8 protein-coding genes are annotated in these 12,166 nt (G+C 70.9%); 7 read left to right on the top strand and 1 reads right to left on the bottom strand.

Going from position 1 to position 12,166, the window contains the following annotated elements; genetic code table 11:
• Nucleotides 1-236 precede the first annotated feature (236 nt).
• The gene (locus ACSMXO_RS35330; protein WP_455415356.1) at nucleotides 237-2,456 is read left to right on the top strand and encodes an outer membrane protein assembly factor BamB family protein; all 2,220 of its coding nucleotides are present in this window, start codon (nucleotides 237-239) and stop codon (nucleotides 2,454-2,456) included.
• A 291-nt stretch (nucleotides 2,457-2,747) separates the two neighbouring features.
• On the opposite strand, the gene ACSMXO_RS35325 is transcribed toward ACSMXO_RS35330, so the two are convergent.
• The gene (locus tag ACSMXO_RS35325; RefSeq protein ID WP_455415355.1) at nucleotides 2,748-3,725 is read right to left on the bottom strand and encodes an Lrp/AsnC family transcriptional regulator; all 978 of its coding nucleotides are present in this window, start codon (nucleotides 3,723-3,725) and stop codon (nucleotides 2,748-2,750) included.
• A gap of 304 nt (nucleotides 3,726-4,029) precedes the next feature.
• On the opposite strand from ACSMXO_RS35325, the gene ACSMXO_RS35320 reads away from it, so the two are divergent.
• The 6 genes from ACSMXO_RS35320 to ACSMXO_RS35295 are packed head-to-tail and all read left to right on the top strand — an operon-like array spanning nucleotide 4,030 to nucleotide 11,927.
• A complete protein-coding gene (locus tag ACSMXO_RS35320; RefSeq protein ID WP_455415354.1) occupies nucleotides 4,030-5,667 on the top strand; it encodes an ABC transporter substrate-binding protein in 1,638 nt (545 codons plus the stop codon).
• Complete coding sequence (locus tag ACSMXO_RS35315) at nucleotides 5,664-6,620, top strand: carbohydrate ABC transporter permease (RefSeq protein ID WP_455415353.1); 957 nt, start codon at nucleotides 5,664-5,666, stop codon at nucleotides 6,618-6,620. The genes ACSMXO_RS35320 and ACSMXO_RS35315 overlap by 4 nt, the downstream gene beginning before the upstream one ends.
• Nucleotides 6,617-7,477, top strand: coding sequence for a carbohydrate ABC transporter permease (locus ACSMXO_RS35310; protein WP_455415352.1), 861 nt, complete (start codon nucleotides 6,617-6,619; stop codon nucleotides 7,475-7,477). The genes ACSMXO_RS35315 and ACSMXO_RS35310 overlap by 4 nt, the downstream gene beginning before the upstream one ends.
• A gap of 20 nt (nucleotides 7,478-7,497) precedes the next feature.
• Entirely contained in the window at nucleotides 7,498-8,832 is a 1,335-nt protein-coding gene (locus ACSMXO_RS35305) for a Gfo/Idh/MocA family protein (protein WP_455415351.1), read from the top strand.
• Between the two features lie 3 nt (nucleotides 8,833-8,835).
• Nucleotides 8,836-10,983, top strand: a complete 2,148-nt coding sequence (locus ACSMXO_RS35300; protein ID WP_455415350.1) for an alpha-N-acetylglucosaminidase TIM-barrel domain-containing protein — start codon at nucleotides 8,836-8,838, stop codon at nucleotides 10,981-10,983.
• Between the two features lie 5 nt (nucleotides 10,984-10,988).
• Complete coding sequence (locus ACSMXO_RS35295; protein ID WP_455415349.1) at nucleotides 10,989-11,927, top strand: acetylxylan esterase; 939 nt, start codon at nucleotides 10,989-10,991, stop codon at nucleotides 11,925-11,927.
• Nucleotides 11,928-12,166 lie beyond the last annotated feature (239 nt).

Genomic DNA, 12,166 nt, shown 5'->3' with positions numbered 1-12,166 from the left:
CCTGCGCGGGGCAGCGGCGTCTCTGATCGGCTGGCTCATGCACGCCCCGATCATGGAAGAGGACGGTGCGTGACGCCGGTGACCAGGGCGGATGCAAGGAGTCGACATCCGTACGGCCAGGTTTGACGATTTCCTGCGAGGTAACCGGCGATTCACCGGAGAACCGTTGAGCCGAAGCTTGGCCCGTGCCAGGCTCACCGGCACTTCAGACGGAGTCGGCCGGAAGGAACGAGCCCATGCCATCGCTGCCCGCCCGCAACCATGCCCACTTCCCGGTGGCCCGACGCCGGTTGCTCGGCCTGGGTGTCGGTGCGGTCGCCGCGGCGGCCACCGGCGCTGCGGCCGGCTCGCCCGCGGCCGGCTCGCCCGGACGCGGCCGGCTGGAATCGTCCGGGTTCGCGCTGCTCGGTGACACCCAGATCGATGTGGACATCCCCGATCGGACCGAGCGGGTGAGGTGGGTGTACGAGCAGATCGCGGCCGCGAACCCGCCGGTCGTCTGCCACGTCGGGGACATCGTCGAGCATGGTTCGGTGGCGGAGTACGACACCTATCTGAGCACCATCCCGGCGACGTTGCGGTCCCGGATCCGGCATGTGCCCGGCAACCACGACTGGCGGTGGGACAGCACCGCCGGTGAACGGTACGGGTCGCTGTTCGGGCCGAGCCGGTACTCGTTCGACTTCGCCGGAATGCACTTCGTCGCGCTGGACCCCAGCCACCTGCTGCAGGAGCCGGGCGGGTTCGGCGAGCCCGGCATCCGATGGCTCAAGCGGGATCTGGATCGGGTCGCGCCCGGGGTGCCGATCGTGCTGTTCTGCCACTTCCCGTTCGGCGGCGACAACTACTACGTCAGCGACCAGGAACGCCTGCTGGCGGAATTCGACCGCTACAACGTGCGGGCGGTGTTCGCCGGGCACGTGCACGCCGAGCAGGTACAGCGGTTCAACGGGGTGACGCAGCTCGCGGTCGATGACACCCGCGGCACGCCCATCTACTACTGGGTGGAGCGCACCGCCGAGCCCGACGGCCCGGTGCTTCGGGTCAGCGCTGTGCAGCGGGGTGCCGACGGCAACGCCCAGTCCCGGCCGGTGCTGGACATCCCGCTCGCGGGCCCGCGGATGGCAGCCGAGCAGCGGCCGCGAGCGATCTCGCTCGCCCCGGCAGGCGCCGCGCTGGGAGTGTCGGTACGGCTGTCCCGGCACGCCCAGCCGGCCAGCGTGCAGGCCCAGCTCTACCCGCAGCACACGTACGGGCTCAAGGACGCCGGCCAGTGGCAAGAGATGTCGGCCGACGCCGTCGGCCGCCGCTTCACCGGCGCCCTGGACATCGCCACGCTGCCGCCCGGCGAGCACCGGATGACCGTGCGGGTCACCGACCCCGACGGCGCCTGGTACGAGCAGACCCGTACCTTCGCCCTGCCCGATACCGGCCGGCGGCTGCGCTGGCGGAAACAACTCGGCGCGCCGGTACAGGCCGGCCTGGCCGCCCGGGACAATCTGCTGGTCGCCGCGACCACCGACGGCACGGTCATCGGTGCCCGGCCCGCAGGACGCGGACTGAACGAATGCTGGCGGACCCGGATCGGCCCGGTGCATGGCCGGCCGGCGTTCTCCCCCGACGGCGAAACCGTCTACCTGCCCTCCGACGACCACCGGCTCTACGCCCTCGACCCGGCCACCGGCCGGCCCCGGTTCAGCTACGACGCCGGTGCCCCGGTGCTCGGCAGCCCGCTGGTGACCACGGTGGCCGGCCGTACCCTGGTGGTCTTCGCCGCTGGTGCGACCCGGCAGGCCATCGACGCGCAGACGGGCGCCGTGGTGTGGGCCGTGACCGGGCAGGGCATGTTCGCCGGGCGCGCGGCCAGCGAGGGCACCCGCGTCTACGCCGGCGCTGGGGACGGCAACGTCTACGCCCACGACGCCCACACCGGCACCGTGCTGTGGTCGTTCTCCACCAACGCCCGCACCACCGCCTACAGCCGCCTCATCTACGGCCCCTGGGCAGACACCCTGGAGATACTCCCGAACGGTCTGGTCCTGGTGTCCACTGTGGCCGACGCATTCGCTCTGGACCCCGCCACCGGCGAGCCGCGCTGGTCGGTGACCGGCTCCTACATCTACGCCCCCAAGCTGCTGCTCGACGACGGTGATGTGGTGATGTTCGACGACGGGAAGCGCACCGCCGCCCGGGTGGACCCGGCCACCGGCCAGGCGCGGTGGACCGCCAGCCTCGGCGCCCGCCCGGTCAGCACCGGGGCGGCGATCCATCGCGACGTCGCGTGGACCCCGACCACCACCGGGCTGCTGATCGCGCTCGACCTCACCACCGGGTCGGTCCGGACCCGGCTGCAGTTGACCACCGCCGCGTACTGCTACAGCCCGCCGGTCGTCATCGGCGACATGCTCATCGTCGGCGACCAGGACGGCCGGCTGCACGGCATCGACGTGGGCTGACGGCAGGGGTGCCTCCCACCACCACCCCCGACGCAGCCGGTCGGCGAGGATGGCGCGGAGCAGGGCATCCCGGGGCCGTGCTGCCGCACGGCGGGTACGGCGGCACGCCCGCACCGGCGACGCGGGGTCCGGACGTGGCCGCCTCCCGGCACTACGCGGCTCCCGGTGAGTGCGGTGGCCGTTCCTGACGGGCCGGACGGCTGGATCGTGGCGACCTACGGTGGGATCGGACAAACCCGCGGGTCACCGCCACGGCCGGAGCTGCGAGCCGCACAGGGTCGGTGCGGCGCGTCACGAGGGCGCGGTCGGTGTTACGCCCGCCCGCTTGACGGACTGCAGCACGACGGCGACATCGGCGTGCTGGAGCCCGGGTAGCTGGCCGACGGTGCCGGACAGGAACGCGTAGAGCGCGCTGTCGCTCTCCAGGGCAACCTCGCCGCACAGGTTCCGGTCTCCGGTCGTCGCCGCGATCATGAGGACGGCGTGGTGCGCGGCGAGCAGCTCACCGGCCTGCCCGAGGTGGGTCGGGTTGACGCTGAGCGCGATGAACGCGTTCACCGGGAGCCCGACCACGCTGGGCTCGACGACCGTGCGCATGCGCAGGAACCCGGCCGTCATCATCGCCTCGGTCCGCCGGCGTACGGTGACCGGGCTCGCGCCGCATCGCTCGGCCAGTTGCTGCCAACCCTGGCGGCCGTCCACGGCAAGGCTGGCGACGATGCTCTCGTCCAGCCGGCTCAGCGGGGGAGGCGACCCGACGGGCGGCTGCTCGCTCCACTGGTCCATCCGCTGTGCCCGTAGCCGGTCGACCACGTCCGCCGGCAGCAGGCTCGGGCTCCAGCCGTGCGGGGTGGAGAACCGGCGGATCACCTGGTTGCTCCAGACGGCGAGGACGCCGTCCAGGCCGGGGAGCTGGTCGAGCATCAGCTGGAGCAGGTGCTCGTTGGAGGTGTAGGCGACCTCGGCGACGCACTCGACACTGCCGGTGAGCAGCTTGACCGAACCGCTTTCCTGCCACCGGGCGAGGTGCTCGGCCGACCGCCGTGCCGTACCGGGCCGGCAGCGTAGCCGGACGAAGAGCGATCGGGCCCGGCGGGTCGCCTCGCTGTCTATGACCCCGATGACCCGTACCGTGCCGCTGCGCAGAAGTCGCGGGACCCGGCGCGAGACAGTCGCCTCCGAGGTGAAGACCGCCTCGCCGATCTGCGCGTGGGTGGCTCGCGGATGAGCTAGCAGGGCACCGATGATTCGGCGGTCGAGTTCATCCAACGGGATCCCATTTCCATCACCAGGGGGACTTTGGTTGCTGAAGTCTTGCATCCCGGGCCGGATTGTTGACACTCTACCTCGCGTCTCCGCAGACTCTCGCACACGATCTTGAGGGGGTGAGGAGACCGAGAATGGCGCATCCGATCAGACGGCGGTACGCCGGCAGGCTGGCTGCGGCGAGGATGGTGGCGCCGCTCGCCGCGACACTGTCGGCGAACCCGGCGCCGGTGTCCGGGTCCGCGACGCCGCCCGCGAGGCCGGCATCCTGGGCAGGCGTACCGACCCGGCCAGCGAGATCGTAATCGTGGCCGCATCGCGTACCACCGACATCACCCCGTACGGCAGGGTCGACACGCCGGAGAACGTTCGCCGCGTCGCCGGGATCATCCGGAGTATGCCCGGCATCGCCGCGGCCTACGACGAGCGGGACCAGCGCCGGATGAACGCCAGCGACAAGCTCGGCGACCTCGTCGGGGTGCGGCCGCCGTCCGGCTGGAGAAGGGCACGTCATGAGTGGGGCCGTCGAACGGTCCTGATCGCCCAACGCATATCGAGGAGAGAAGACATGGCCCACCTGATCAAGCGCCGGTATACGGCGGCGGTTGCCGCCGTGGCCGCGCTCACGCTGCTCGCCGCCTGCGGCGGGGCCGACGATTCGGCGTCGAAAGGGACCAAGGAAATCACCTTCTGGACGCCGCAGACGACCCCGGAACGGGTCGCGGCGCAGGAGAAGGTCGCGGCCAGGTTCACCGAGAAGACCGGCATTGGGGTGAAGGTGGTGCCGCTCGCCGAAGCCGATCAGCGGCAGTCCCTGGTGACCGGTGCCGCGTCCGGGGACGTACCCGATGTCATGCTGCACGGCGCCACGACGACGGCCGCCTGGCGGTCCCAGGGGCTGCTGGACACGGAGGCCGCCCAGGAGGTCGTCGACGACCTCGGCGCCGGCACGTTCAACAAGAACGCCGTGACCGCATTCAGCCTGGACGGCGAGGTCGGTGCCGTGCCGAGCGACGGGTGGGTGCACCTGCTCGTCTTCCGCAAGGACCTCTTCCAGGCCGCCGGGGTCAAGGTCCCCACCAACCTGGCGGAGTTGGCGCAGGCCGCCACCGCGATGAAGGCGACCGGGGTGACCGGCATCGCCCTCGGTACCCAGGCCGGCACCGCGTCGGGGACCGAAGGCGTCTACTCGATATTCCAGAGCGCGGGCTGCGAGCTCGTGAAGGACGGCGCGGTCACCATCGACTCGGCGGAGTGCACCCGGGCGGCCGAACTCTTCAAGGTCCTGCGCGACTCGAGCGTGCAAGGAGACTTCGACGTGACCAGCGCGCGGGCGGCCTACCTCGCCGGAAAGGCCGCGATGCTGCTCTTCTCGACGCACATCCTCGACGAGCTGGCCGGCCTGGACAAGGCGAACCCGGTGACCTGCCCGCAGTGCAAGACCGACCCGACGTTCCTCGCGAAGAACTCGGGGTTCATCACGGTGCTCGACCGGAACCACCCGGCACAGTACGGCGCGACGCTCGGCTACGGCATCCCCCGGGGCGCGCACACGGCCGAGGCGAAGATGTACATCAAGTACATGCTGGAAGAGGGCTACGCGGACACGCTCGCCTCGGCGACCGAGGGGCGGATCCCGCTGCGCAACGGGACCACGGCCGATCCGAACGCCTACCTCGACGCGTGGAGCAAGCTGGGGATCGGGCCGGAGCGGAAGGGCTCGGTCGCCGAGCTGTACGGCCCGGAGATGGTCACCTCGATCCGCGACGGTGTGAACGCCGTGCGTCTCTGGGGCATGGGTACGAAGGACTCGCCGCTGTCGGGTGCGGTCACCTCGGAGGGAGTGCTCGCGCAGTTCCTTGAGCGCCTCTACGGCGGGGAGTCGCCCGCACAGGTGACGAAGGCGATGGCTGAGCAGGTCAAGAAAGTCCAAGCCGACCTGTGAGCACACCGATCACGCGGATTTCCCGCTGGGATCGGCTCAGCCGCTCCCAGCGGGAGAATCTGAACGGCCAGCTCCTCACCGGCCCGTCGCTGGTGCTGATCACCCTGGTCGTCCTGCTCCCATTTGTCCTGGTCGTCATCTTCGGGTTCTCGGACACCAGGCTGATCGACATCCCACGACTGTCGCCGTCCACCATCGAATGGACTCTCGACAACTTCGTCGACGCGGCGCGGTCGGACGCGTTCTGGGGCGCGCTCTGGACCACGGTGGCCTACGCGGGCCTGACCACGATCGGGTCGATCGGCGTCGGCCTGGTCCTCGCCCTCGCCCTGCGCCGCCCCTTCCGCGGCCGGGGGTTGGTCCGCGCGCTGCTGCTGATCCCGTACGTGCTGCCGGTGATCGCGGCGGCGATGATCTGGCGCACGATGCTCAATCCGCAGTACGGCATCGTCAACGCGTTCGGTCAGGAGTACCTCGGCTGGCAGAATCCCATCGGCTTCCTCAGCACCACGTCGGCGGAGCTGGCGGGACTGCCGGTGCCGGTGTCGTTGCTCGTGGTCGTCTGCTTCGAGATCTGGAAGTCGGCCCCGCTCGCCTTCCTCTTCATCACCGCGCGACTGCAGAACGTGCCGGGCGAGATCGAGGAGGCCGCGGCGCTGGACGGGGCCTCCGGCTGGCAGAACCTGCGCCACATCATCCTTCCCCAGTTGCGAGGGGTGGTCCTGCTGTTGTTGTTGATGCGATTCATCTGGTCGTTCCAGAGCTTCAACGACGTCTACCTGCTGACCGAAGGCGCCGGTGGCACCCAGGTCATGGCGATCAAGGTATACACCGAGCTGATCACCCGGGCCGACATCGGCAGCGCGGCGGCCTACGGGCTGCTGATGTCACTGATCCTCTGCCTCCTGCTCGCCGGCTACCTACTGCTCTCCCGGCGGAAGGAGACGTTGTGAGTTCACCGATGCGGCCCTCGCGTCCGGCCAACATCCTGCGCTGGACGGTCATCACCGTCGCGCTCGTCTGCAGCGTGGGACCGGTGCTCTACGGCGTGCTGCTCTCGCTCCGCCCGTACTCCGCGGCGCTGCTGGACCCGCTGGACGTCGTTCCCGGTCTGACCGAGATCGACCTGTCGAGTTATGTCACGGCGATGAAGGACGAGTCGGCCGGGGGATTCGGGCTCGGCCGGTTCGCGGTCAACTCGCTGCTGGTCGCCCTCGCCACCGTCGTACTGTCGGTCATCGCGTGTGTCTTCGGGGCGTACGCCGTGGCGCGCCTGCGGTACCGGGGCCGCCGCCTCACCAGCGCGATCATCCTCGCCGTCTACCTGTTCCCGGGCATCGTGCTCGCGGTGCCGAAGTTCGTCATCCTGAGCCGGTTGGGGTTGACCAGGTCGCTCGTCGGGCTGCTCATCATCTACGTCGCCGCCACCGTCCCGGTCGCGCTGTACATGATGCGCAACTACTTCATCGCCCTGCCGGAGAGCGTCGAGGAGGCGGCACTGCTCGACGGGTGCTCGCTGCCGATGATGCTGCGGAAGGTCGTGCTGCCGATCGCGCTGCCCGGCGTCGTGGCGACCGCCATCTACGTCTTCATGATCGCGTGGAACGAGTACTTCTACGCGCTGCTCTTCCTCGTCCAGGACCGTTCATTGTGGACCGCGCCGCTCGGCCTCTCCCAACTCACCGACTTCCAGGTGCCGGTGACCGTGCTCCTGGCCGGCTCCATCGCGGTGACCGTACCGGTCATCGTCATCTTCTTCATCGCCCAGCGCTACATCGTCGCCGGCCTGACCTCGGGAGCAGACCGGTGAACCCGGAAAGGATGATCGACGTGACAGGCCCTGTGCCACCGGGAACGGGTCCATTGCGACTGCTCGTACTCGGTGCGGGAGGGCGCGGCGCGCACGCGTACGCCCAATGGTGTCTGGAGCACCCCGAGGCGGCTCGGGTCGTCGCGGTCGCCGACCCCGACCTGGAGCGGCGGGACCACCTGGGTGACGCCCACGGCATCCCGGCCGCCCAGCGGTTCACCGACTGGCGGGAGGCGCTGTCGACGCGCGGGCCGTGGGACGCGGTCATCGTCGCGACTCCGGACCGGGAGCATGTCGATCCCACCCTCCGCGCCCTCGAACTGGGGCACCACGTCCTGCTCGAAAAGCCCATCGCGCCGACCCTGGACGAGCTGCACCGGCTGACGGCTGCGGCCCGCAGGGGCCCGGGCACGGTCACCGTCGCCCATGTACTCCGCTACACCCCGTTCTTCCGTACCCTGCGCCGCCTCCTCGACGAGGGCCGCATCGGGCAGCTACAGGGCATCTCCCACATCGAGAACGTCGCGTACTGGCACTTCGCGCACAGCTACGTACGCGGCAACTGGCATCGCGCCGACCAGTCCAGCCCGATGCTGCTGGCGAAGGCGTGCCACGACATCGACATCCTGCGCTGGCTCGTCGGGGCGCCGTGCGTGGCCGTCGCCTCGTTCGGCGAACGCCGCCACTTCCGCGAGGAGAACGCGCCGAAGGGGTCGACGGAGCGCTGCGTGGACGGCTGCGCCGTCGCCGACACCTGCCCCTACAACGCCGAACGCCTCTACGTCGACCAGCTCGCCACCGTGCACGGGCCCCCGGTCACCGTCGTCACGAACGACACGAGCGTGGCCGGCCGCCGGCGTGCGCTGCGGCTGACCGACTACGGGCGGTGCGTCTACCGGATGGACAACGATGTCGTCGACCATCAGACGGCGGTACTTCGGTTCGGCAACGGCGTCACGGCGTCACTGGTGGTCTCCGCGTTCACCGCCGAGAACACCCGGACGCTCGTGATGATGGGCAGCCACGGGCAGATCACCGCCGACATGCGCGCGGGGCGGATCACGGTCACGCCGTTCCTCGAGGCGCCGCCTCAGTTGGACGCCCACCGGACCAACCTGGCCCTGCGGCTCGGCACCGGCTCGCCATCGGTGGAGGAAGAGGTCACCGAGGCCTTCACCGGACACGGTGGCGGGGATTCCGGACTGATGAGCGACTTCACCGAGCGGGTCCGCCGCTGGATGGCCGGTGAGGACGTGGGGGCGGCGCCGAGCTCCCTGGAGGAGAGCCTGGAGAGCCACCTCGTCGCCTTCGCCGCCGAGCGATCGCGGCTGAGCCGTACCGTAGAGGAGCTGTGAGCGGTGGATGCAGTCCTGGCCCTCCTGGCCCGCCTGGCCGGCACCGTCGGCGAGGTACGGGTGGAGCAGGTCCCCGCGGGCGACGACGCCGCGGTCGGCGGGTACGGGTGTCGAAGCGGCGTGCTGACCCTGCGCGGCTCGGACCCCGTCGCCGCGGCGTCCGCCTTCGCGCAGTACCTGAAGGCGCATGCCGGCCGTCAGGTGACGTGGGACCAGCCGCGGCTGGAGCCAGCGCCGGCCTCCTGGCCGGAGGCGCCGCCGACCCGGCTGACCACCCCGTTCCCGATCCGGTACTACCTCAACGCGGTGACCTACGGGTACTCGGCGGCGTACTGGGACTGGGATCGGTGGGAGCAGGAAATCGACTGGATGGCGTTGCACGGCGTCACCCACCCGCTCATGCAGGTCGGCCACGAGGCGGTGTTGGCGGAGATGTTCCGCCGCGCCGGCCTCGACCAGGCGCGGATCGACGAATGGATCGGTAGCGCGGCGCACTTTCCATGGACGTGGATGGGAAACACCAACTCGTTCGGCGGGCCGCTGCCGTCGGCGTGGGTCAGCCGGCACGTCGAGCTGGCCCAGCGGATCCTGGCGCGGCTGCGGTCGCTGGGCATGACGCCGGTCTTCCCGATGTTCGGCGGGCACGTACCGCCGGAGCTCGCCGACCCGTCGGCCGGCGAGATCGAGTGGCAGGGCTGGCGTACCCGGATTCTCGATCCGGAGAGCGAGCGGTTCGCGCGGCTGACCGCGGACTTCATGAGCATCCAGCGTGAGCTGTTCGGCACCGATCACCACTACGCCGTCGATCCGTTCACCGAATCCGTACCCCCGAGCGGCGAGCCCGACTACCTGGCGTCCATGGGCCGGGCGGTCTACCAGGCGATGGCGCGCAGTGATCCGGAGGCGACCTGGGTACTCGCCGGGTGGCCGTTCCACTACCACCGCGAGTTCTGGACGCCGGACCGGGTACGCGCCTTCCTCTCCGACGTTCCCGCCGAGCGGCTCGTCCTGCTCGACCTGTGGGGCGAGCACGCACCGATGTGGCGCCGCGACGGGATGTTCGGGCGGCGCTGGGTCTGGTGCGCGGTCCACAACTTCGGCGGCCGGTTCGCGCTCTTCGGCGACCTGCGCGGTCTGTGCCGTGACGTCGAGGAGCTGCGGCAGGCGCGGCCGTCCGGGCTGCTGGGGATCGGGCTGGCACCCGAGGCAATCGAGAACAACACCGTCTTCTACGAACTCGCCACAGACCTCACCTGGGGTGTGCCGCAGGTATCCGACTGGCTGTGCTCGTTCGCCTGGCAACGCTACGGGAGCCCGGACGATGATGTCGCCGAGGCGTGGCGAATCCTGGCCGACACGCTCTACGCGCCGGGACGTACGCGCTCCATCCCGTCACCCGTCATCGCCCGGCCGTGGTCCACCGGCACCCCCTTCGCGACGCAGCGCCTTGCCGGCGAGTTCGTCGCGGCGGACGAGGAGCCGCAACGGCCGTCGGCGAACATCGACGCCGAGAACGACCCGATGGTGCTTGGCGCCCTGCCGCAGGTGGCCCGCGCCGCACGGCTGCTCCTGGGCGCGGCGGCGGGCCTCACCGTTCGGGACCCGATCGAGCGGGACGTCGCCGATCTGGTCGGCCACGTGGTGGCGCAGGGCAGCCGGGTGCACATCCGCGGCATGGTGGCCGCCTTCGCCGCCGGCGACCCGGACGGGATCCTGGATCACCTCGCCCGGTTCCGGACGGACCTGCTCGACCTCGACGAACTCGCCGGTACGCGGACGGAGTCGCGGGTCGGCCATTGGATCGCCGCCGCCCGCGCCTGGGGCGGCTCGCCGCCCGAGGCCGATGTCATGGAACGGGACGCCCGCAGCCTCGTCTCCGTCTGGGGACATCAGTCGAGCGGGCTGCACGACTACTCCGGGCGCCACTGGGCGGGCCTCGTCCGAGACTACTACCTGCCCCGCTGGGAGTTGTGGGGCAGCTGGCTGGCCGAGGCGGCGCGGGCGGGGCGGGAGCCGGACGTCGGCGTCCTGCGAGCCCGCGTCGTCGCGCACGAGGAGTCCTGGCGGAGCTCCACCGGTGGCTACTCCACCGTGGCGGAGGGCCGGACCCTCGACGTGGCGGCGCGGATCCTCGACCGGCTCGGGTACTGACCGCCGTGGCCCTGGATCCGACGTACGGGTACACGCTGCCGATGTTGCGCCAGGTCGGCGCTCCACCGCCGCCCGACGACTTCGCGGAGTTCTGGACCGGACTGTACGAGCGGGCACGCATCGTCGATCCCGCACCGGTGGCACGACCGAGCGGGCCGGACGGTGCGTTGCACGACGTCGAGTTCACCTCGCTGGACGGGATCCGGGTCGGCGGCTGGCTCAGCCTGCCGGCCGACGGGCGGGTCGAACGCGGACTCGTCGTCGGACACGGGTACGGCGGCCGGGCGGCACCCGACGCCGCGATACCGGTCGAGCGGGCCGCGGTGCTGTACCTGTGCTCACGCGGCATGCCGGCCCGCGGCCGCGTACCGGGCATCCCCGACACCGCCCGGGAACACGTCCTGCACGGCATCGCCGCGCGGGACACCTACGTGCACGGCGGCTGCGCGGCCGACGTCTGGTGCGCGGTCAGCGCGCTGTGCCGACTCGTACCGCAGGCGGCAGCCCGGGTCGACTACCTCGGTGGCAGCTTCGGCGGCGGCATCGGCGCGCTCGCCGTGCCCTGGGACGAACGGATCCGCAGCGCGTGCCTGGTGGTGCCGAGCTTCGGCAACCACCCGTTGCGGCTGACCCTGCCCTGCACCGGAAGCGGCGAGGCGGTCCGGAGGTACGCCCGCGACCATCCGGAGGTCCGGGGTGTGCTGAGCTACTTCGACGCGGCCACCGCCGCGACGTTCCTGCGCGTACCCACCCACGTGGGGCTGGCGCTCGCCGATCCGGCGGTGCCGCCTCCGGGGCAGTTCGCGGTCTACAACGCACTCGCCGGTCCGCGCGAGCGGTTTCTGCTGACCGCCGGCCACACCGAGTACGCCGGCAAGGCCGACGAGGCACGAGCCCTGCTGGCCGCGCAGCACGACTTCCTGACGTCCGAACACGACAGATAGCCCTTCCCGGCCGGGACGGCCCTGATACGTCTCACTCACCCGGAACTGGCGGCCCCAAAGCACGTACTCCGGTGCCAGGTCGCGAAGCGGCGTGCCGTCGTGCGTGCCGAGCCGCGGCCGGGCATGGCCCCAGGTGCCGTCGTAGTGCCGCCAGAGCGGTTCCTCGGGAATGAGGGTGTAGGCGCGAGGTCATCCGGCGCCCGGCGGATCCGGGCGGCGTCGTCAGGGCGTAGCAGCCG

The sequence above is a fragment of the Plantactinospora sp. DSM 117369 genome (assembly GCF_053764795.1).
This window is presented reverse-complemented; position numbering and strand designations above follow the sequence as displayed.